This window comes from Nesterenkonia sp. K-15-9-6, from assembly GCF_052656005.1.
In genome coordinates, this window is record NZ_JBQYEY010000013.1 from 88,042 (window position 1) to 108,920 (window position 20,879).

The 20,879-nt window shown below is 69.4% G+C and carries 16 protein-coding genes, 1 tRNA gene, 1 other RNA gene and 1 riboswitch; of the genes, 6 read left to right on the forward strand and 12 right to left on the reverse strand.

Going from position 1 to position 20,879, the window contains the following annotated elements; translation table 11 throughout:
• Window positions 1–111: 111 nt before the first annotated feature.
• From SD455_RS09925 to SD455_RS09935, 3 genes are all read left to right on the forward strand, one after another.
• The gene (locus SD455_RS09925; protein WP_445507996.1) at window positions 112–2,388 is read left to right on the forward strand and encodes a glycoside hydrolase family 9 protein; all 2,277 of its coding nucleotides are present in this window, start codon (window positions 112–114) and stop codon (window positions 2,386–2,388) included.
• A gap of 80 nt (window positions 2,389–2,468) precedes the next feature.
• Window positions 2,469–3,251: an SDR family oxidoreductase gene (locus tag SD455_RS09930; protein ID WP_083277745.1), complete on the forward strand. Its 783-nt coding sequence runs from the start codon at window positions 2,469–2,471 to the stop codon at window positions 3,249–3,251.
• Between the two features lie 127 nt (window positions 3,252–3,378).
• Window positions 3,379–4,038 (forward strand): NADPH-dependent F420 reductase, encoded by a 660-nt coding sequence (locus SD455_RS09935; protein ID WP_445507997.1) that lies wholly within the window; start codon window positions 3,379–3,381, stop codon window positions 4,036–4,038.
• 97 nt (window positions 4,039–4,135) lie between these two features.
• Here the strand turns inward: SD455_RS09935 and SD455_RS09940 are convergent, their stop codons facing one another.
• Window positions 4,136–5,158, reverse strand: a complete 1,023-nt coding sequence (locus SD455_RS09940; RefSeq protein ID WP_070162051.1) for an NADP-dependent oxidoreductase — start codon at window positions 5,156–5,158, stop codon at window positions 4,136–4,138.
• Window positions 5,159–5,294: 136 nt separating this feature from the next.
• Window positions 5,295–6,257: a 3-methyladenine DNA glycosylase gene (locus SD455_RS09945; RefSeq protein ID WP_445507998.1), complete on the reverse strand. Its 963-nt coding sequence runs from the start codon at window positions 6,255–6,257 to the stop codon at window positions 5,295–5,297.
• A 347-nt stretch (window positions 6,258–6,604) separates the two neighbouring features.
• Here SD455_RS09945 and SD455_RS09950 point away from each other — a divergent pair, with 347 nt between their 5' ends.
• On the forward strand, window positions 6,605–7,123 hold the full coding sequence (locus SD455_RS09950) for a GNAT family N-acetyltransferase (RefSeq protein ID WP_139827821.1): 519 nt from the start codon (window positions 6,605–6,607) through the stop codon (window positions 7,121–7,123).
• Window positions 7,124–7,246: 123 nt separating this feature from the next.
• Here the strand turns inward: SD455_RS09950 and SD455_RS09955 are convergent, their stop codons facing one another.
• From SD455_RS09955 to SD455_RS09990, 8 genes are all read right to left on the reverse strand, one after another.
• Window positions 7,247–8,530 (reverse strand): aspartate kinase, encoded by a 1,284-nt coding sequence (locus tag SD455_RS09955; RefSeq protein WP_070162046.1) that lies wholly within the window; start codon window positions 8,528–8,530, stop codon window positions 7,247–7,249.
• 208 nt (window positions 8,531–8,738) lie between these two features.
• A complete protein-coding gene (gene ehuA, locus SD455_RS09960; protein WP_070162044.1) occupies window positions 8,739–9,566 on the reverse strand; it encodes an ectoine/hydroxyectoine ABC transporter ATP-binding protein EhuA in 828 nt (275 codons plus the stop codon).
• The gene (gene ehuD / locus SD455_RS09965; RefSeq protein ID WP_083277744.1) at window positions 9,550–10,272 is read right to left on the reverse strand and encodes an ectoine/hydroxyectoine ABC transporter permease subunit EhuD; all 723 of its coding nucleotides are present in this window, start codon (window positions 10,270–10,272) and stop codon (window positions 9,550–9,552) included. The genes ehuA and ehuD overlap by 17 nt, the downstream gene beginning before the upstream one ends.
• Window positions 10,269–11,093, reverse strand: coding sequence for an amino acid ABC transporter permease (locus SD455_RS09970; RefSeq protein WP_311025358.1), 825 nt, complete (start codon window positions 11,091–11,093; stop codon window positions 10,269–10,271). Before SD455_RS09970 ends, ehuD begins: the two co-directional genes overlap by 4 nt.
• Window positions 11,094–11,177: 84 nt before the next feature.
• Window positions 11,178–12,071, reverse strand: coding sequence for a transporter substrate-binding domain-containing protein (locus SD455_RS09975; RefSeq protein WP_311025357.1), 894 nt, complete (start codon window positions 12,069–12,071; stop codon window positions 11,178–11,180).
• A gap of 314 nt (window positions 12,072–12,385) precedes the next feature.
• Window positions 12,386–12,982 carry a recombination mediator RecR gene (gene recR, locus SD455_RS09980; protein WP_070159174.1) on the reverse strand — a complete coding sequence of 199 codons (597 nt, stop codon included), beginning with the start codon at window positions 12,980–12,982 and terminating at the stop codon, window positions 12,386–12,388.
• An 83-nt stretch (window positions 12,983–13,065) separates the two neighbouring features.
• Window positions 13,066–16,134, reverse strand: a complete 3,069-nt coding sequence (locus SD455_RS09985) for a DNA polymerase III subunit gamma and tau (protein WP_445507999.1) — start codon at window positions 16,132–16,134, stop codon at window positions 13,066–13,068.
• 118 nt (window positions 16,135–16,252) lie between these two features.
• Window positions 16,253–17,305 (reverse strand): acyltransferase family protein, encoded by a 1,053-nt coding sequence (locus tag SD455_RS09990; RefSeq protein WP_070158916.1) that lies wholly within the window; start codon window positions 17,303–17,305, stop codon window positions 16,253–16,255.
• A gap of 184 nt (window positions 17,306–17,489) precedes the next feature.
• On the opposite strand from SD455_RS09990, the gene SD455_RS09995 reads away from it, so the two are divergent.
• A complete protein-coding gene (locus SD455_RS09995; protein ID WP_445508000.1) occupies window positions 17,490–18,266 on the forward strand; it encodes an O-methyltransferase in 777 nt (258 codons plus the stop codon).
• Window positions 18,267–18,299: 33 nt separating this feature from the next.
• Here SD455_RS09995 and thiC read toward each other — a convergent pair whose 3' ends face one another.
• A complete protein-coding gene (gene thiC / locus SD455_RS10000; protein WP_085437939.1) occupies window positions 18,300–20,111 on the reverse strand; it encodes a phosphomethylpyrimidine synthase ThiC in 1,812 nt (603 codons plus the stop codon).
• Window positions 20,108–20,214, reverse strand: a riboswitch (TPP riboswitch). Its footprint overlaps the gene before it by 4 nt.
• A 130-nt stretch (window positions 20,215–20,344) precedes the next feature.
• A tRNA-Ser gene (locus SD455_RS10005) sits at window positions 20,345–20,429 on the reverse strand.
• A gap of 166 nt (window positions 20,430–20,595) precedes the next feature.
• Between SD455_RS10005 and ffs the strand changes: the two genes are divergently transcribed.
• Window positions 20,596–20,692: signal recognition particle sRNA small type (gene ffs / locus SD455_RS10010), an RNA gene on the forward strand.
• Window positions 20,693–20,879 lie beyond the last annotated feature (187 nt).

Genomic DNA, 20,879 nt, shown 5'->3' on the forward strand with positions numbered 1-20,879 from the left:
CCGCGGCTGCGCGGCCTGACGGCGGGATCTGCCGCCCTCGGGCTGGTGCTCACCGGTCTGACGGGCGCAGCTCCGGCGCAGGGGGCGGGCTCCCCACCGGGGTCGGAAGCGGTGGAGGCTCTCGCTTCGTCCGTCGACGCGGTGGAGCCGGGGGTCATCGGCGATGACGGCGTCCATGACACCGGCCCGCTGGTGCGGGTCAACCAGCTGGGGTACCTGCCGGACGGGCCCAAGAACGCCACCGTGGTCAGCGATGCCGAGGAGCCGCTGTCCTGGCGGCTCCTCGATGCGGACGGGGCAGTGCTGGCACAGGGCGAGAGCGCCCCTCGCGGGCATGATCCGTCAGCTGGCCTCGACGTGCACACCGTGGACTTCACCGAGGTCGACGTCGTCGGCGAGGGCCTGCGTCTGGAGGTGGACGGCGAGGCCTCCTATCCCTTCACGATCGCCGAGGATCTGTATCAGGGCCTGCGTAGGGATTCGCTGGGCATCTACTACACCCAGCGCTCCGGCCAGGAGATCACGCCCATCGAGGTGGACGGGGAGCTGCTGAAGACCGACTACGAGCGGCCGGCCGGGCATGTCTCAGAGTTCGGCGGCGAGGACGTCAATCAGGGCGACGTGGCCGTGCCCTGTCTCCCGCCCGAGGGCGCGGTGGACGACCAGGGGGAGGCGCAGCTCGGCGCAGACGACCACTATGGGCCCGAGGGGTGGCGCTGCCCCGAGGACTACATGATCGATGCCTCCGGCGGGTGGTACGACGCCGGTGACCAGGGCAAATACGTGGTCAACTCTGGGATCTCCGTCTACCAGCTGCTGTCCGCCTATGAGCGCAGCCTGCATGCCGGCGTCGTGGACCAGGGTGCGCTGGGTGACTCCACCCTGGTGATCCCTGAGCGGGACAACGGTGTGCCGGGCATCCTCGACGAGGTCCGCTGGAACCTCGAGTGGATGCTCTCCATGCAGGTGGAGGACGGGGTGCGGATGACCATCGACGGCGAGGACCTCGACGCCGGCGGACTGGTCCACCACAAGCTCCACGACATCGCCTGGACGGGCCTGGACACTTTGCCGCATGAGGACCCCATGCCGCGCTACGTGCACCGCCCGTCCACCGCCGCCACCCTCAACCTCGCCGCTGCGGCCGCCCAAGGGGCCCGGCTCTACGAGGAGTACGACGCCGACTTCGCCGCCGACCTCGTGGCCGCCGCGGAGCGTGCCTGGCGGGCCGCCGGGGAGCACCCGGAGATCCTGGCTCCGAACACCAATGAGCTCGACCCCAACCCCGGCGGGGGTCCCTATGACGACGACGAGCTGGGCGACGAGTTCTACTGGGCCGCCGCCCAGCTGTTCCTCACCACCGGCGACGACGTCTACGCCGATGCGGTGCTGGACTCGCCGTACCACGTCGGTGGGGAGCACGGCGAGATCTGGGGCGCCACCAGCTTCGACTGGGGCTTCACCGCCGCAGCAGGCCGGCTGGACCTGGCCACCGTGCCCAACCACCTGCCCGGCCGCGCCGAGGTCATCGACTCAGTGCTCGAGGGGGCGGACTCCTTTCTGGCCACCCAGCAGGGCGAGCCGTTCGGCCACGCCTACAACCCCGGCGACTACGACTGGGGGTCCACCCATCAGGTCATCAACAACACGGTGATCATCGCCACCGCCTACGACCTCACCGGAGACCAGGCCTACGCCGACGGCGCCTTGGAGTCGATCGACTACATCCTGGGCCGCAATGCGATCAACACCTCCTATGTGACCGGCTACGGCACGCACTACTCGCAGAACATGCACAGCCGGTGGTACGCCTCGTCGGACCGGCTGCCGCCCTTCCCGGACGGCAAGCTCGCCGGCGGGCCGAACTCCGGCATCCAGGACCCTGTCGCGCAGGAGCATCTGCCGGGCTGCGCACCTCAGGCCTGCTACATCGACCACATCGAGTCCTGGTCCACCAATGAGACCACCATCAACTGGAACGCGGCCCTGGCCTGGTATGCCTCCTGGGCGGCTGACATGGGGGTCGGAACGCCTGAGTGGAGCGCCCCGGCGGCGGCCTGCCAGGTGGAGTTCAGCATCCGCGGCGGCGGGCAGCAGTCCACGGTCCACGTGGATCTGGAGAACCTCGGGATCGGTGATGTGGCCGACTGGGAGCTCACCTGGGATGTGGCAGGGGACATGGAGGTCCGCCGGCACCAGGGCGGCGAGCTTCTCCACGAGGGCGGCACGGTGCGCGTGAACGCTGAGCCAGGTGCGCGCGCCCTGGAGGATCCGCGCAGCCATCCCGGAAAGGGGCGGACCAGCACCAGGATCGGGTTCCTCGCCGTCGGAGAGGTGCAGGCTCCCCACGCGGTGGAACTCGACGGCGTCCCCTGTGCGGTGAGCTGAGCAGGCCGGGGAAGCTCGCTGTGACAAGGAGGGATGCGTCAGAGTGGGAGGAGCACCATTCTCAATCGGAGGAGCCCGGAGTGTCACAGCGGATCGCCGTCCTGGGGGCCGGGGGAGTCATGGGGAGCCTGGTGCGGTCCCGGCTGGAGGAGGCTGACCAGGAGGTCGTGCCGATCAGTCGGGCGCACGGGGTCGACGTGCTGGACGTCTCGGCGCTGCGGACGGCACTGGCCGGCGTGGACGTCGTCGTCGACTGTCTGAATCGGCCGTCTCTGACCTCCGGTCCGGCGGTGCGGTTCTTCCGGACCGCGGCGGAGAACGTGGTCGCCGCGCTGGGTGACGAGACTAGTCGGCGCGGCGAGCTCCCGCGGATCGTGTGCGTGTCCATCGTGAACTGCTGGGAGCCGCGGGTGAACCGCTGGCTGGGCTACTACCAGGCCAAGTCCATCCAGGAGCAGGTCTATCGAAGTGCGCCGTCGTCGGCCCGCCGAGTCTCGATCGTGCGCACGACCCAGTGGTTCGAGCTGCTGTCCACTTTCCTCGACCAGATCCGGCTGGGTCCGCTCGCCGTGGTTCCGGCCGTGGTCACCCGTCCCCTGGCCGCCGCCGAGGCCGCCGATGTGGTGGCAGACCAGGCGCTGAGCAGAGCGCCGGAGTCGACCCTGGAGGTCTGTGGCCCCGAGGAGATGGACATGGCGCGGGCCGCGGCCCAGTACAATCTGCGCGCCCAGCAGGTGGGCCGAGTCATGCGCCTGCCGGTGGGCCTGACATCGCTCGGCGACGGCAGCCTCATCCCGGCCGCGCCCGACGTCGTCGCGAGTACGACGTTCGAGCAATGGCTGGCGGAGCAGTCGGCAGTCTGACGTGTCGTCGGGGCGGGTCCCGGATCTCGGGACCGGTGCTCGGTGGGAACAAATCCCCTCGCCGCGCCGTTCTTTCAAATCGGAAGTACTTTCCACCCCGATCCTTCTCGACCCCCAGGAGCAGCAGATGACCGCTCAGCCGCTGACCATCGGAGTCCTCGGCGCCGGCCGTGTGGGCACCGCCGTCTCGCGCCAGGCCGTGCGCGCCGGCCACACGGTGAAGATCGCCACCGGCCGGCCCGCCGAGGACATCCGGCTGCTCACCGAGGTCATCGTGCCCGGCGCAGTCGCTGTGGACCGCCAGCAGCTGCGCGGGTCCGATCTGCTCATCGTGGCGGTGCCGCTGCACAAGTACCGCAGCATCGACACCTCCGTGCTGCAGGACCACGTGGTCATCGACACCATGAACTACTGGGCGCCGGTGGACGGGCTGATGGACGAGTTCGACGGCAGCCGCTCCACCTCGGAGGTCATCGCCGAGTTCTTCGGCGACGTGCGCCTGGTCAAGACACTGAACCACATCGGCTACGGCGACCTGGAGGTCGACTCCCACCCGGCGGGGGCGCCGAACCGCCGAGCCCTGGGCATGGCCTCGGACGACGCCGACGCCAAGGAGCTGGTGGCCGGGTTCATCGACAGCCTCGGCTATGACGCCGTCGACGCCGGTCCGCTCGCCGCGGGCCGGGCCTTCGAGAACGGCACCGAGATCTTCGCCGGGCGGCACACCGCCGAGCAGATGCGTGCCCTGCTGGCCCAGGAGTGTGAGCGGGTCTTCGCCGACGCCTGAGCCGGATGCCTGCAAGCTCCGCCCACGGCAGGACGCCGTTCGGCCCCGGGATCCGCGTCCCGGGGCCGAATCTCGTCGGGGGTCCTCTGGTCCGCCGTCAGGCGGTGCGCACCACCATCTTGCCGATGTTGGCGCCGTCCATCATGCCCAGGAACGCGTCCACCGCGTTCTCGATGCCGTCGACGACCGTCTCGTCGTAGGCGATCTCACCGGCGGGGAACCATTCGGCCATCCGCTCCTGGAACGCGGAGGCGTGGTGGAGGTGGCCGCCCAGGGTGAAGCCCTGCATGCGCAGGCCCCGGGTGATCATGTTCGCCAGGTTGTCCGGCCCCGGGGCGGGTCGCTCGGCGTTGTAGCGGGAGATCGCCCCGCACAGGGCCAGGCGGCCGCCGTCGTTCATCACATCGAGAGCGGCCTGCAGGTGGTCGCCGCCGACGTTGTCGAAGAAGACGTCCACCCCGTCGGGCGCGTGCCGGGGGAGCTGCTCGCGAACCGGGGCGTCCTTGTAGTCGAACGCGGCGTCATAGCCGTACTTGTCCTGCAGCAGCGCCACCTTCTCCTCAGAGCCGGCGGAGCCGATCACTCGGGAGGCGCCGAGCAGGCGGGCGATCTGCCCGGCTGCAGTGCCCACGGCTCCTGCCGCGCCGGAGATGAACACTGTGTCCCCCTCGCGCAGCTCGGCGATGGCGGTCAGTCCCACATAGGCAGTCAACCCTGTCATGCCAAGAATCCCCACGTGGAGGGACAGCGGCGCCCCCGGGATCTCCTGCACGGGGCGGAACGCTTCGGCGTCGTCCTGGGTGATGTCGCGCCACCCCAGCTGATGCAGCACGGCGGTGCCCACGGGCAGGGACTCCGATCGGGAGGCCACCACGCGTCCGACGGCGCCGCCGGTCATGGTCTCGTTCAGGGCGAAGGGCGGGACGTAGCTCTTCACGTCGTTCATCCGGCCGCGCATGTAGGGGTCCACGGAGATGAATTCGTTGGCCACCCGCACCTGGCCCTCGGCCAGCGGCGGCAGCTCGAGGCGGACCGTGCGGAAGTCCTCAGGGGTCGGGCGGCCGGAGGGGCGGCGGATCAGCTGGATCTGAGTGCTGGTGACAGCGCGGGAGTCTGGCATCGGTGGTCCTTTCCGAACGGGTGCACCTGATGCGCTTCAGCGCTGGGTGGCGGCCCGGTATTCCTCCTCTGTGCTGAGACGTTCGGCTCACCGCGGCGTGCAGGGATCCCGCGACGGCGGCGCGTCAGTCAGGGCGTCAGGCCCGCGCGTCAGCCAGGGCGTCCACCTCGTCCAGGGCTCCCAGGATCCGGCCGCGCAGGACCTGGGCCTCCTCGGCGAAGCCCTTCTGCGCCCGGGCGTAGTCGGCACGTCCCTGCGGGGTCTCGATGCGCACGGGCTGATAGCCCCAGGCAGCGAGGTCATAGGGGGAGGCACGCATGTCCAGCTCACGGATCCTCCAGGCGAGGTCGAAGCAGTCCAGCAGCAGATCGCTGCTGACCGCGGGGATGAGCTTGTACGCCCATTTGTAGAGGTCCATGTTGGCGTGCAGGCAGCCCGGCTGCTCCAGCTCCACCTGGGTCTCCCGGGTGGGGGTCAGTGCGTTCAGGGGACGGGCCGACGGGGTGTAGAACCGGAAGGCGTCGAAGTGGGTGCACCGGATGTTCAGGGACTCCACCACCTCATCGGTGCCGTCGGACCCCAGGCGCAGCGGCACCTGATCATGACGCTGCCCGTGCTGCACCGACCGGTAGACCATCGCCCACTCGTGCAGACCGAAGCAGCCCAGTTGGGCGGGCCGTGCCGCCGTCGCGCTCAGCAGCCGGCGGGCGAAGCCGATCATGGACTCCCGTGCGTGGCGGAACCGCACGACGTCGACCGTCGCCCCGCCGGCCGCGGTGCCGTCGTCGACGGTGGTGTAGAACTTCCACCCCGCCTGCTCGGAGCCGCCAGCGCCTTCCAACACCGTGCCGGCCCCCGGATGCCAGCGGGAGAGCTGCCCGGGAGAGTGGGAGTAGTACGTGAACAGGAAGTCCTCCACGGGGTGCTTCTGTCCGGCATGCCGCCGCTGGAGGAAGCCCTGCGTGTACTCGGCGACACGTCGCTGGTGCTCCTGGGCCCGTGCGTGATGGTCCTCAGCAGGCAGGGGGCGAAGACCCTCCGGGCGGGGAGCCCCGGACGTGGTGGCGCAGACGTGGGCGGAGGCGGATGAAGTGCTCATGGGCGCGTGTCAGAATACCCGGTCCCGCTGAGCACCTGGGGGCGCGGCCCACGGCCGGGCGTTCGGGCGGTGTCCAGACACCGGGCCGAAGCCGTGCAGATGCTGACGTCCGGCTGGATCCTCGGCTAGAATCGGCTCTGTATCTCGCACCGAACGCCCAGGCGGCAGGAGCGCCCCGAGCAGGGGAGCACCTGCCGCCTGAGTGTTTCCGAGGGCAGGAACGCCGGGGGGCCGACAAGCCGCACTGGGCTCAGTTCCGCGTCGACGGATGGGCCTCATCATAAGGTGCCCGTATGTGCACTGAACCTCCGCCGGCGGCTCCAGGCGAGACTGCTGCCACTGACCTGATGCTGGCACCTCCGGACCTGGATGACCTGATCGAGCTCCACGCCATCTATTCCGACCCCCGGGTCTGGACGCACTTTCCGAACGCCCGCCACACCGACGAGTCCCAGACCGCCGAGCTGATCCGTGTCTGGCGGCGCTCGTGGCAGGAGCACGGGCTGGGGCCGTGGATTGTCCGTGACCCTCAGTCAGGAGCCATGCTCGGCCACGGCGGCTGCGCTGTCCGCGGCGGATTCTGCTGGAATCTCGGGTACCGGTTCGCCGCTGAGGCGCAGGGGCGAGGCTATGCCACCCGGGTGGCCCGCGCCGGGACCTCGGCGGCCCGAGCGGCGCGCTCAGATCTTCCCGTGATCGCCTACCTCCTGGAGCACAATCGCGCCTCTGCCCGAGTGGCGGAGAAGGTTGGCCTGCTCTTGAGGCACCGTGGTCCTGACGCCGGGAATCCGGCCCCCGAGGCCGTGCGGCTGATCTACTCGGACCGGGAGCTCAGCCGGGAACAGGTCGCGCAGGCACTGGCCTGACCCTGCGCCCCCCCCCGCGCCCAGCACGACGTCGGCTCCGCGGTGTGGGCCCTTATGACGCGCTGTCAGCGCTGAAAAGGGCCCACACCGCGGAGCCGACGGATGAGTCGAGGGAACGAGGTCTCAGCGGCCGGTGCCGGCGTAGACCGTGGCCTCCTCCTCGGCGTCGAGGCCGAAGGCGGTGTGGATCGCCTGCACGGCCTTGTCGAGGTCCTCGATGTCGGTGATCACCGAGACGCGGATCTCGGAGGTGGAGATGAGTCCGATGTTGATGCCGGCGTCGCGCAGCGCGGTGAAGAACTTCGCCGAGACGCCCGGGTGGTGGCGCATGCCCCCGCCGATCAGGGAGACCTTGCCGACCTGCGGCACGTAGTCCAGCTGCTCGAAGCCGATGGACTCCTGGTGCGCGGTGAGGGTCTCGGTGGACTTCTGCCCGTCCGCGGCGGGCAGGGTGAAGGAGATGTTCGTCGTCTTGGTCTCGTCGGAGACGTTCTGGACGATCATGTCGATGTTGGTGCCGGCCTCGGCGATCAGGTTGAAGATCTCAGCGGCCTTGCCGGGGACGTCGGGCACCCCGGTGATGGTCAACTTGGCCTCAGAGCTGTCATGGGCGACACCGGAGATGATGGGCTGTTCCAAGGGTTCACCTTCCTGGAGGGCGATGGCGTCAGAGGGGTCGGGGATGACCCAGGTTCCTTCGAGCTGGCTGAATGAGGACCGCACGTGCAGCTTCACGCCGAAGCGGCGGGCATACTCCACGCTGCGCAGGTGCAGCACCTTGGAGCCGGCGGCGGCCATCTCCAACATGTCCTCGCTGGAGATCTGATCGATCTTCCGGGCGGTCTTGACCACGCGCGGGTCGGCGGTGAACACGCCGTCGACGTCGGTGTAGATCTCGCAGACGTCCGCCTTCAGTGCGGCGGCCAGGGCCACGGCCGTGGTGTCCGAGCCGCCGCGGCCCATCGTGGTGATGTCCTTCGACTCCCGGCTCATGCCCTGGAAGCCCGCGACGATGCCGACATGGCCGGCGTCGAGGGACTCCTGGACGCGCTGCGGGTTGACCTCGATGATGCGGGCCTTGCCGTGGATCGCGTCGGTGATCATCCCGGCCTGGGAGCCGGTGAATGACTGGGCGGACTCGCCCAGCTGGTGGATGGCCATGGCCAGCAGGGCCATGGACATGCGTTCGCCGGAGGACAGCAGAATGTCCATCTCCCGCGAGGGCGGCGCCTCGGTGATGTCGGCCGCCAGGTCGAGCAGCTCGTCGGTGGTGTCACCCATCGCGGAGACCACGACGACGACCTGGTGGCCGGCGCGTTTGGTCTCGACGATCTTCCGGGCCACGCGTTTGATGCTCTCGGCATCGGCCACGGATGACCCGCCGTATTTCTGGACGATCAAGCTCATGGGGTTGTTGTCTCACTCCCGTGCAGGGTTTCATCGCGGACTTCGGACAATTCTATGAGCGTGCTCCGCGACGGGGCACAGCTCAGTGCCCGGTCTCACACTGTGGATGGCGTATCTGCCGGACCAGGGGGTCCGACAGCGTCTGCCACCAGTGTCTGCCTCGGGCCCGAAGGCCCGGAACGAGACCGGACAGAAGCTTGCGTGTGATTCAGTTGTCGCCCAGCACGGCGCCCAGGAAGGCCTGGGTGCGCTCGTGATCCGGGTCGGTGAAGATCTTCTCCGGCGGGCCGGACTCCACCACGTGTCCGCCGTCGAACATCATGACCTTGTGCGACACGTCCCGGGCGAAGCCCATCTCGTGCGTGACGATCAGCATGGTCACATTGGTGGTTTCGGCGACCCGGCGCAGGATGTTGAGCACCTCGCCGACGACCTCCGGGTCGAGGGCGGAGGTGACCTCGTCCAGCAGGAGGATCTCCGGGTCCATGGCCAGGGCGCGGGCGATCGCCACCCGCTGCTGCTGGCCCCCGGAGAGTGACGTCGGATGGGCGTCGGCCTTGTCGGAGAGCCCCACCTGCTCCAGCAGGTCGTGGGCCTTGGCGATCGCCTCCGCCTTGGGGCGGCCCAGCACGTGGATGGGTGCCTCGATGATGTTCTCCAGCACCGTCATGTTGGGGAACAGGTTGAACTGCTGGAACACCATGCCGATGCGGGTGCGCAGCTGCTTCTGCCGCTTCTTGGACACCGGCACCCGGCGTCCCGCGCGCTGCTCATGGGTGAGCGGCTCGCCGTCGATGAAGATGTAGCCGTCGGTGAGCTCCTCCAGAGTCATCACCAGGCGCAGGATGGTGGTCTTCCCGGAGCCGGACGGGCCGATCAGGGTCACCCGCTCCCCGCGCTCGACCGTGAAGTTCAGGTCCTTGAGCACCACATTGGAGCCGAAGCGCTTCTCCACATCACGGAACTCGATGACCGGTGTGGTGGCCTCGGAGACCGTCGTGGCCCCGGCGGGGGAGGGGTCAGTGGGCGTAGGCAAGACGCTTCTCCAATCGACTGATCAGAAGGGCAGTGGGGTAGCTGGCGGCCAGGAAGATCAGGCCTGCCAGCACGAAGACCTCGGTGTAGCGGAACGTGGGGGCGCCGATCTGCCCGGCGACGGTCACCATCTCCGCCACCGAGATGACGATCAGGAACGGGGTGTCCTTGAACATGGAGATCGCATAGTTGCCCAGGGAGGGCACGGTGGAGCGCAGCGCCTGAGGGATGACCACGCGCCGCCAGGTCCGTGCCGCGGACATCGACAGCGCCGTCGTCGCCTCCCACTGACCCTTGGGGACGGATTCGATCCCCGCCCGGTACACCTCCGACATGTAGGTGGCGTAGTGGACGCCGAAGACGATGATGCCGATGGTCATCCCGTCCAGCCACATGAAGGTCCAGAACATGAAGATCAGCTGGACCACCAGCGGGGTCATCCGGATGAAGTTGGCCATCCACTTCACGACCCAGGCCAGGGGGCGCGGCAGCACCCGCATCAGAATGGCGATCACCAGGCCCAGCACCGCGGCGATGAGGGTGCCGACCACCGTCACCACCAGGGTGACCTTCAGGAAGGCCATGAGCATGTCCGGCAGGGCGTGGAAGGCGAACTCCCAATCCCAGAACGGGCTCTCCCGGACCTCCTCCTCGTCGACCAGAGTGGGGTCCTCGATGTCGGCGGCGCGCAGCACATGCTGGATCATCGGGCACCTCCTGCAGCGGACTTCTCGGCGGTGGGCTCAGCACCTGCGCCCACGGACTCCGGGACTGTCGTGGGCGGCTTGGGAGAGAGGATCTCCTTCAAGGAGGGGCCGCGGCCGAGCTTGTGCTTGGCGCGTGCCTCGAGAGCCTGCATGAACAGAGTGAGGATCAGGGCCAGGATGAAATAGACCACCAGGCCGATGAACGCATGGGAGAACCAGATGTCTGTGGGACGACGCAGGTTGTTCAGCTCGGCAGTGAAATCGTTGACGAAGGGGATGATGTAGGCGATCGCGCTGCCCTTGAGCAGGTGGATCCACAGGTTCGCCAGTGAGGGGAGCATCAGCGCCCACGCCTGGGGGAAGATGATGCGGCGCATCTTGTGCGACCAGGACATCGACAGGGCCGTCGTCGCCTCCCACTGGCCCTTGGGCACGGTGGTCAGGGACGCCCGGACGGCCTCGGCTCCATAGGCGCCGTAGTTGATGCCCAGGGCGAGCACGCCCAGCAGGAACGTGTTGCGGATCAGTCCTTCGAACGGCAGGTCCGGGTTGCGCATCCAGATCTGCGGCAGCACGTACAGCAGCAGGAACAGCAGGACCACCAGGGAGATGCCGCGGAAGAACTCGATGATCACCCGCGCAGGGATCCGCAGCCAGAGGTTCGGGCTGCCGGCCGCCAGGCCCAGCACGACGGCGACGGCGAACGCCAGCAGCCCACCGTAGAGCGCCAGCTGCACCGTGGTCCACAGGCCCGCCAGCAGGCGGTCGGACCAGTTGACCACGACCTCGAAATAGCCTGGCCAGTCTTCCCAGAAGTTCATCGGCCCCTCTCAGAGCTCTGCGGTGACACACTCTGCGGCCGGTTCCGGGTGGAACCGGCCGCAGAGATCAGCGGACGGAGCGGCTCAGTCCTCGAGGTACTGCTCGGTCAGCTCGGCAGGGTCTTCGTCGCAGAGCTGCTGGGCGGTCAGGTCGCTCGGGGGCATCTCATCCTCGGTGAAGCCGAACTCGCTCACCAGGTCGAGGTACTCGCCGGACTCCTTGAGGTCGCTCAGGTGCTCGTTGAACTCCTCGAGCAGCTCCTCGTCGTCGGGACGGAAGGCGTGGGCGCCCACGGAGAGCTCGTGGGCGAAGGAGTCGGTGACCTCCACGCCGTCCTGGTCGCCCGCCATGGTCTCCAGGGAGATGGCCGTCAGGGCGAAGACGTCGGCGCGGCCGCCCTGGACGAAGTCGATGCCGTCATCGGCGGAGTCCACGGTGTCGTGATCGACGCCGACCTCATCCATGTAGCCGGACTCCACGGCGCCGCTCAGCGCGATGACGTCAAGGTCGGCGTCGGCCAGGTCCTCGAAGTTGTGGACGTCGTGCGGGTTGCCCTCCTCCACCAGCAGGGCGGTGGTGTAGACCAGCTCCGGCTCACCGAAGGCCGCCTCGGCGCAGCGCTCCGCGTTGATGGACATGCCCGCGGAGACCACGTCCCAGTGTCCGGCGCTCAGGCCCGGGATGAGGTTGCCCCACTCGGGCTCCTCCTCGATGGTGATGTCATAGCCCATGCGCTCGCCGAAGATCTCCTCCGCCACGGCGATGGTGGCGCCGGTGGGCTCGCCGGTCGCCTCATCGATCCACGAGTAGGGCTCTTCGCCGAACAGCGCGATGGTCAGCGCCTCGCCGGCGGCCTCGCCGTTGCCGTCACCGGTGGTGTCGTCGGTGTCATCGCCGTTGCCGCAGGCGGTCAGGGCGAGCAGCGCGGCGGCGCTGAGCGCGCCGGCCTTCACTGCCAGGGAAGTTGTGGTGGCCATGCGTGAGTACCTCATCCTGTGGTGTCCGTCGTCGATGCGAGTGAGCACGCGCTGCGCACTCGTTCTCACGCTAGTGACATCTAAAGGATTTGGAAACTGTTTTCTGCCCGGATTGATTAGTTGTGACGCCCGTCCAGCCCCCGGGGAATGCCCCGAGGAAAAGAATCACGATATGGGTGCCAGGTCGACGGACTCCCGCGACGGCGGGGGTGTGCGCAGGACCCTATGGCCTCTGGAAAGCAGGTGTGATGTCTTCGTCGGAATGAAACATCACGCTTGGATAACGTTCTCGCCGCAAGGGCGCCAGGGCGGGGTCAGGAGAGGCTGCGGCGTCCCTCGAAGGCACGTCCGAGGGTGACCTCGTCGGCGTACTCGAGGTCGCCCCCGACCGGCAGGCCCGAGGCCAGCCGGGTGAGGGAGATGCCCAGTGAGCCCAGCATGCGCACCAGATAGGTGGCAGTGGCCTCGCCCTCCAAGTTCGGATCCGTGGCCACGATGACCTCCTGGACCGTGTCGTCGGAGAGACGGTTCAGCAGCTCGCGGATGTGCAGCTGCTCCGGCCCGATGCCGGCGATCGGATTGATGGAGCCGCCGAGCACATGGTAGAGCCCGCGGAAGGAACGGGTCCGTTCGATGGCCATGACGTCCTTGGACTCCTCCACCACACAGATGATGGAGCGGTCCCGTCGATCGTCCTGGCAGATGCGGCAGGTCTCCTGCTCGGAGACGTTGAAGCAGATCTGGCAGAACTTCACCTTCTCCTTCACGGAGACGATCGCCTCCGCGAGCCGACGCATGTCCTCGGTGTCGGCCTCCAGGATGTGGAAGGCCACGCGCTGGGCTGACTTGGGCCCGATGCCGGGGAGCCTGCCGAGCTCGTCGATCAGGTCTTGGACTGCACCCTCATACACGGTCAGGACGCGCCTTTCTCAACGGGGACGGGACGGGCGGCACGATGACGGCGGAACGCGCAGATGGCCGGATGAGCGTCAGTCTACTGGGGGCCCTCGCCCAGCCGACGCTCCTCGAGCAGGGTGCCGTCGAGGATGCGTTCGATCGCCTTGCGGCCGAACACCGTGGACTCCTCCACGGTGATGTCGTCGTCGCTGGGGATGTCCTCGATCTCCGGGGCCGGAGCGGCTCCGGGCCCAGCCTCGCTGCGGGGGCCGGCTCCCGCTCCGGGGGCCGCACCTGGGGGAGGGCCCTGGTCGTACAGGGGGTCGGGCGGCGGAGGAGCGTCGTCCCAGCCCGGGGGCTCGGCCCCGGCCGCCCGTTTGGCCATCCGCTCCTTGATGGCTGCGATCCGGCCGGACGCTCCGGGTGAGGTTCCCGACGGCGCGCCGTTGCGTTCCGCGCGCGGGGCCGCCGAGGCTGGGCCCACCGCCTCCGCGGCGGGAGCACCGGGTGCCGGGGCCCGAGAGGAGCCGGGCCGGGAGCTGGACGGCCGGGCGAACACTGGCACCCGAGGCTTCGTCGCGGACTCCTCCGTGGAGGTCGGATCAGGGGACTGCTCGGACTGTGGCCCGGGCTGCGGAGTGGGATCAGGAAGAGGGTCCGGAGCGGGAGTCTGGGCGCGGGACACGTCGAAGTCGGATGCGTCCATTCCCGCTGTCTCGACGCTGGGCACCCGAGCGGTGGTGGGCCCATAGGTGGGGTCGGTCAGCTCCACGGGGTCGGTGGCCGCACCGGCCTCCGAGGGGGAGTCGGCAGACAGGGCGGAGCCGGCCGGGTCGCCGCTGGGCTGACCGTTCCACGCCGGGTGGGGCGAGGGCGGGGCCTGAGGCGGTTCGGGATCGGCGTCGTAGGGCTCCGGCGTCTCCTCGGCCATCCAGGCCGGGGCACCGTCCGATTCGTGCCCGGTGGGGCTTGCGGGGCCCGCCTCGACGGGCGCCGGGCGTGCGGGGGCTTCTGCCGCCGGCGGCGTGGTCTGCGCATGGGAGCTCCAGGTGCCGGGCTGTGGCGGGTGCTGCTCACGAGGCAGGCTCGAGCCGTCCGACCCAGCAGGCGCGGGGTCCGGCTGCGCTGAGGGTGCCGGCGTCGGCCGGCTAGGACCTTTTGGGGACTGACCAGCTGCCGGGGGAGCACCTCCAGTGATGAGGTCGAAGCTGACCTGCAGGCCCAGGACCTGCTGGATGGCGGCGTTGAGGGCCTGGTCACCGCGTCGGTTCGCGAAGGTGGAGCGGGCGCCGTCGTTGGTGAACGCGATCGTGAGGGTCTGACCGTCGAAGCCGGCCACCGAGGCGTTGTCCTTGACCAGCATCCACAGCAGTCGCGACTGGGAGGCCAGCTGTTGGACGATCTCCGGCCAGGCTCGGCGCATCATCTCCGCCCGGGACCCGCTGGGGGCCGCGCCCTGCGGTGCGGCAGGGTCGGCCGGCGCGTGAGGCGGTGCCGAGTCGGCAGGACCGGGCGCGGTGGGTACCGGCGCGGTGGGTCCCGCCTCGGTGGGTTCCGCCTCGGTGGGTTCCGCCTCGGTGGGTGCGGGCTCAGCGGACGGTGTGGCTCCGGGAGCACCCGAGGGCACGCCTGCCGGAGCGGCAGCCTCCTCGGTGGGACCCTCGGGCCTGATCGTCTGCGCTGCCGGCGCCTCCGCGAAGCGGGAGGACTCAGCTCCTGGGCGCGGGACGCCGGGGGTGGCCCAGCCGTCGTCGTCGGCTGCGGGTGCGGAGGCCGCCGCGGGTGCAGCGGCGGCAGCAGGGTTCGAGGCCGCGAGGGGCTCGGCCGCCGGAGCCTGCGCGGGGGCCTCAGAGACGGACGACGGCGCCGGCGCAGGAGCCTGCCCGGAAGGCGGCGCCGACGTCGGCGCGGGAACCGTCTCAGAGGCAGGTGGAGCTGCGGATGTCGGCTGGGCCGCGGTCTGGGTGGGGTCCTCGGCGGGAGGGGTCGTTCCGGAGCCGGAGACGAAGTCCACGCGCCGCTCCAGACGCTCGAGCCGCGCGGCCAGGCTGGAGGTTCCCTGATCAGCATGCGGCAGCAGCAGCCGGGCCATCAGCAGCTCCAGGTGCAGCCGCGGTGAGGTCGCCCCCACCATGTCGGTCAGCGCCTGGGCGGTGATGTCCGCCGCTCGCGAGAGCTCCGCGGAGCCGACCTTGCCCGCCTGGGCCTGCATGCGGCGGATCTGGTCGTCCGGGACGCCGCGCAGGATCGACCCGGGCGAGTCCGGCACCGACTTCACGATGATCAGATCCCGCAGCCGCTCCAGCAGGTCCTCGACGAAGCGTCGAGGGTCCTGACCCGACTGCACCACGCGGTCGACCACGGAGAACGCGGTGGAGCCGTCCAGGCCCGCCACCGCGTCGACGACGTCGTCAAGCAGCGCGCTGTGGGTGAAGCCCAGTAGGGCTACGGCCCGGTCATAGTCCAGCCCTGCCTCGGTGGATCCGGCGATCAGCTGGTCCAGCACGGAGAGGGTGTCACGGACCGAGCCGCCGCCGGCGCGGATCACCAGGGGCAGCACGCCGTGCGCCACCGGCACCCGCTCCTGCTCGCAGAGCCGCTGCAGATAGTCCAGCAGCGGCTCCGGCGGCACCAGCCGGAACGGGTAGTGGTGGGTGCGGGAGCGGATGGTCCCGATGACCTTGTCCGGCTCCGTCGTGGCGAAGATGAACTTGATGTGCTCCGGCGGCTCCTCCACGATCTTCAGCAGCGCGTTGAAGCCGGCCGCTGTGACCATGTGAGCCTCATCGATGATGAAGATCTTGTAGCGGTCCCGCACCGGGGCGAAGGTGGCCCGCTCCCGCAGATCGCGGGCGTCGTCGACACCGCCGTGGGAGGCGGCGTCGATCTCGATCACGTCCAGCGATCCCGGACCGCCGGTGGCCAGGTCCCGGCAGGACTCGCAGTGTCCGCACGGGGTGCCGGTGGGGCCCTCCGCACAGTTCAGGCAGCGGGCCAGGATCCGGGCTGAGGTGGTCTTGCCGCAGCCGCGCGGCCCGGAGAAGAGATAGGCGTGTGAGACGGCGTCCTTGCCCAGTGCCGTGACCAGGGGTGCGGTGACGTGCTCCTGGCCGATCACATCGGCGAACGTGTCGGGGCGATACCGGCGGTACAGGGCTGTGCTCACAGTGAAGAACCTTACCGTCTGGGTGGGACACATGCATTCGGCCGGTCAGGCGGCCAGCGCGTTCACGGCGGCGCCGGCACACCGGGAGGACCGCCCCGGGCGGCCCGGGGTCAGGGCTTCAGCGGCCGACGTCGGGCGTCGCCCCAGGCGTCGGAGTGGCCGCCGGGGCGGACTTCTGACGTGCTGCGCGCTCCTTGAGCCTCGTCGCCACCTGTTTCTGCCGCGGGTAGACGTAGAGCCACGTGGTCCAGGGCCGCAGCCACACCATCAGCAGCGTGAGCGCCAGGCCCAGCACCGTGGTGATGCCGACGTGCCAGATCGGAGCGACCTCCATGCGGGCGAGCACCCGGTGGATGACCACCAGGATCGGGAAGTGCGCCACATAGACCACGATCGAGCTGCGGCCCGCCCATTCGAAGAACGCCGAGATCATGCCGCGTGGGAGCCGCGGAGCCAGCCAGAGGATCACGCCCAGGCCCAGCAGCGAGATCCCGGCGGCCTGCCAGGTGCCCATCCGCAGCGCCAGGTCCTCCCGGCCCAGATGGGAGAAGACCGCGGCGACGACGGCCATGGCCACCACCAGCATCCAGGGGGCCCGCAGCCACCGGTCCATGTACCGGCAGGCCCAGGCGCCGAGGAAGAAGAACGCCCCGTAGTACAAGGTCTTGTGGGGCAGCCCCGACGGGACCTCCACCAGCACGACGGCGGCCATCATCGCCGCCGAGACCAGCAGGAAGGGGAGCTTCTGCAGCAGGGCGGCCAGCGTGTAGCAGATGATCAGGGCCAGCAGGAACCACAGATAGTCGCCGGTGATCCAGTAGGACAGCTCGAAGGGCCCGTTGCGGTAGACGAACACCCCGTAGAGCACCATCCACACGGCCGCAGGCCAGACGATGGCCGCATACTTGCCCCACAGGTACTGGGGCAGCGGCTTGGCCAGCGAGCGCGGCAGCAGCATGCCGGACAGGAACATCAGCAGCGGCATCCGGAACGGCTCCAGGTACCGGTTGGTGAGGATCCATTCGCGGATGCCGGAGCCCGTCGACGTCGGGATGGACGCCGCGTGGAGGATCACCACCAGGATCACCGCCATGCCGCGGAGCAGGTCCATCCACTGCATGCGGCTGCTCGCGGGGGACTGCGCCGTGATCGGGCTGCTGGGTGTGGACATAGGTGTGTGCAGGTTCCTGGTTCGGGGAGGGAGGACTGCAGGAAGTGTACCGGTCCGTCCCGTCCAGATCCTGGAAGTTCCCTGAACGTGCTGGTCGACGGTGCGTGCCGGGGCTCGACCGCGGGGGACGGCGGCGGCATCCGTGCCCTTCCCTCCGTCCTGACGGGGACCTAGGGTGACGACCATGGACACCTCCGATGCGCACCCCACCGCTCCTGACGGCACCCCGGCTGAGATCCCGACGCCGTCGTCCTCACTGGCTCGCTCCGGTCCCGACGTCGGCGCCCCGGCGGCCGCCGCCGTCGACGCCTACGTGGAGCAGACGGTGGCGCGCCCCGGACCCGAGTTCGCCGAGGTGCAGCGTCGGGCCGAGGAGGGCGGGCTGCCTGCGATCGAGGTCTCTGCCGCGCAGGGCAAGCACCTGGAACTGATGGTGCGCATCTCCGGGGCCCGTCACGTGCTGGAGGTCGGCACCCTGGCCGGGTTCTCCACCCTCTGGATGGCCCGAGCCCTGCCCGCCGAGGGGCGCCTGGTCACCTGTGAGGTGGAGCCCCACCACGCCGACGTCGCTCGGGCCAACCTGGACGGCGCCGGCGTGGGGGAGACGGTGGACATCCGCGTGGGCCCCGCCGAGGACACGCTGCTGAGCCTGGTGGACGAGGTCGCCTCAGGGGCCCGTCCGCCGTTCGACCTGGTCTTCCTCGACGCCGACAAGGCCGGCAACCCCCGCTACCTGGAGCTGGTGATGGAGATGGTGCGGACCGGGAGCGTCATCATCGGGGACAACGTGGTCCGCGGCGGCGCGGTCCTGGACGCCGAGTCCGAGGACCCGGACGTCCAGGGCATCCGCCGCTTCCTCACGCTGCAGGGTCAGCACCCTCGCCTGGAGGCCACCGCCGTGCAGACGGTCGGGGCCAAGAGCTGGGACGGGTTCAGCCTGGCCGTGGTCACGGACGGCTGAGGCGGCTCCCGCCCTCGTCGAGCGGGGCGCGGCTCAGGACTCCGCGGCTGCTCCGGGCGGCCCCACCGGGATCTCCGGCTGCAGGTAGACGCTGCCCCCGGCGGCGGCGAACTCCCGGCTCTTGGCGGCCATGCCCTGCTCCACGATCCTGCGCTGGTCCTCCGCTGAGCCGAACTCGTCGCGGATGTCCTGGGAGATCCGCATGGAGCAGAACTTCGGTCCGCACATGGAGCAGAAGTGGGCGGTCTTCGCAGGCTCGGCCGGCAGGGTCTCGTCGTGGAACGCCTGGGCGGTCTCCGGGTCCAATGCCAGGGCGAACTGGTCCTTCCACCGGAACTCGAAGCGGGCCTTGGACAGCGCGTCGTCCCGCGCCTGGGCCGCCGGATGTCCTTTGGCCAGGTCCGCGGCGTGGGCGGCGATCTTGTAGGTGATCACCCCGGCCCGGACGTCCTCGCGGTTCGGCAGCCCCAGATGCTCCTTCGGGGTGACGTAGCACAGCATGGCGGTGCCGTAGCGGGCGATCTCGGTGGCCCCGATCGCGCTGGTGATGTGGTCATAGCCCGGGGCGATGTCGGTGACCAGCGGCCCCAGCGTGTAGAACGGTGCTCCGTGGCAGAGCTCCTGCTGACGCTCCACGTTCTCTCGCACCAGGTGCAGGGGGATGTGGCCCGGGCCCTCCACCATGACCTGCACGTCGTGCTCCCAGGCCCGTCGGGTCAGCTCCGCGAGCGTGTCGAGCTCCGCGAACTGGGCCTCGTCGTTGGCGTCCGCGATGGAGCCGGGACGCAGCCCGTCGCCCAGGGAGAACGCGACGTCGTAGGCGGCGAAGATCTCGCACAGCTCGTCGTAGTGCGTGTAGAGGAAGTTCTCCTGGTGGTGGGCCAGGCACCAGCCGGCCATGATGGACCCGCCGCGGGAGACGATGCCGGTGACGCGCTCGGCGGTCAGCGGCACATGGCGCAGCAGCACTCCGGCGTGGACGGTCATGTAGTCCACCCCCTGTTCGCACTGCTCGATCACGGTGTCCCGGAAGACCTCCCACGTGAGGGCCGAGGCGTCGCCGTCGACCTTCTCCAAGGCCTGGTAGATCGGGACCGTACCGATGGGCACCGGGGCGTTGCGCAGGATCCATTCTCGGGTGGTGTGGATGTCATCTCCGGTGGAGAGGTCCATGACGGTGTCCGCACCCCACCGGGTGGCCCACCGCAGCTTGTCCACCTCCTCGGCGATGGAGCTGGTGACCGCCGAATTGCCGATGTTGGCGTTGATCTTCACCAGAAACTCCCGTCCGATGACCATCGGCTCGGACTCCGGGTGGTTGATGTTGTTCGGAATGATGGCCCGCCCGGCCGCCACCTCGGCGCGCACCTTCTCCGCGTCACAGCCTTCCCGCAGGGCCGCGTAGCGCATCTCCTCGGTGATGACGCCCCGCCGCGCGTAGTGCATCTGGGTGACCTTCCTCCCCGGAAGGGCGCGGCGCGGCACGGGACGTCTGCCGCGCCACTCGTCGCTGGCCGCCCCGCGACGCACCGCCGAGCGGCCGTCGTCGTCGAGGTGACGCCCCCGGCCGGTGTACTCCGCGGAGTCCTGCCGGGAGAGGATCCACGGTTCGCGGAACGGCGGCAGCCCGTCCAGCGGGTCGCCGCCGGGGCCCGCCGTCCGGTAGGCCTCGAACGGCTCATTGGCGGAGCCGTCCGGCGAGTCGTGCAGGTGGATCCGGGTGACGGGGACCTCAAGGCCGGAGCCGTCGGTGATGCTGGCCCGCTCGTGGGCGGGGTGAGCCTCCTCCGTGGGGGAGGCGGTGGTGTTCGCCGAAGGGGCGGTGTGCACAGAGAAATCGCTCATGATGAGCCCTCACTTCCTACGCCGGCATGACCCGGTCAGGTTCGACGGTCCAGGCGTGCATCGCCTGATCTCAGCCCCTGCAGGGGCACCCGTGTGGACTCGATGAGCGTAACGCACCTCACGACGCCGGCGTCGGCGTGTGACGAGGTGGCCTGGGGCGATGTGCCCCGAAGGGGTCGCTCGGAAGACGTAGGAAGGCCCCCGGTCTGTGACCGGGGGCCTTCTCATCAGGGCGGAGGATAGGGGATTTGAACCCCTGAGGGTGTGAACCCAACACGCGTTCCAAGCGTGCGCCATAGGCCGCTAGGCGAATCCTCCTTCACCGCTCGATCCGCAGGTGCGAACACCTGGCGTCGCGAGGGCAGGCTCCATGATAGCGGACAATCCGGGCAGAATGCACATCGAGTCCGGATCCATGTCCTGAGGGCCCGGCAGAGGGCCGCGCCCGGTTGGCGCCGGCGGCGATCTCCGGGCTACGATGGTCCCCGGCCCCACGTGTGGTGTCATCCTGCTGAACTCCCCCAGGACCGGAAGGTAGCAAGGGTAGGTGGGCTCTGGCAGGTGCACGTGGGGCCACTTCTGTCGTCACGGCAGCTGTCTTCAGGGTCCGTCCTGAGGATGATGACGGCGCCGATGCCGGCCGCGTAGCGTCGAAGCCATGACGACCCACGCGCCGACCAGGACCTCGGGTTATTGGCCAGAATGTGTGTATGGCCCGGGCGTGTCATCCCCTTCCGGCCCAGCCTTTGCGGGTCCAGAGGCCTTCCT

Bases quoted from the DNA above. Each gene is read 5' to 3' on its own strand.
- SD455_RS09945 (WP_445507998.1), bottom strand. From the start codon at position 6,257: ATGAGCACTTCATCCGCCTCCGCCCACGTCTGCGCCACCACGTCCGGG.
- SD455_RS09950 (WP_139827821.1), top strand. From the start codon at position 6,605: ATGCTGGCACCTCCGGACCTGGATGACCTGATCGAGCTCCACGCCATC.
- SD455_RS09940 (WP_070162051.1), bottom strand. From the start codon at position 5,158: ATGCCAGACTCCCGCGCTGTCACCAGCACTCAGATCCAGCTGATCCGC.
- SD455_RS09935 (WP_445507997.1), top strand. From the start codon at position 3,379: ATGACCGCTCAGCCGCTGACCATCGGAGTCCTCGGCGCCGGCCGTGTG.
- ehuD (WP_083277744.1), bottom strand. From the start codon at position 10,272: ATGATCCAGCATGTGCTGCGCGCCGCCGACATCGAGGACCCCACTCTG.
- SD455_RS09995 (WP_445508000.1), top strand. From the start codon at position 17,490: ATGGACACCTCCGATGCGCACCCCACCGCTCCTGACGGCACCCCGGCT.
- SD455_RS09970 (WP_311025358.1), bottom strand. From the start codon at position 11,093: ATGAACTTCTGGGAAGACTGGCCAGGCTATTTCGAGGTCGTGGTCAAC.
- SD455_RS09955 (WP_070162046.1), bottom strand. From the start codon at position 8,530: ATGAGCTTGATCGTCCAGAAATACGGCGGGTCATCCGTGGCCGATGCC.
- SD455_RS09975 (WP_311025357.1), bottom strand. From the start codon at position 12,071: ATGGCCACCACAACTTCCCTGGCAGTGAAGGCCGGCGCGCTCAGCGCC.
- SD455_RS09990 (WP_070158916.1), bottom strand. From the start codon at position 17,305: ATGTCCACACCCAGCAGCCCGATCACGGCGCAGTCCCCCGCGAGCAGC.
- thiC (WP_085437939.1), bottom strand. From the start codon at position 20,111: ATGAGCGATTTCTCTGTGCACACCGCCCCTTCGGCGAACACCACCGCC.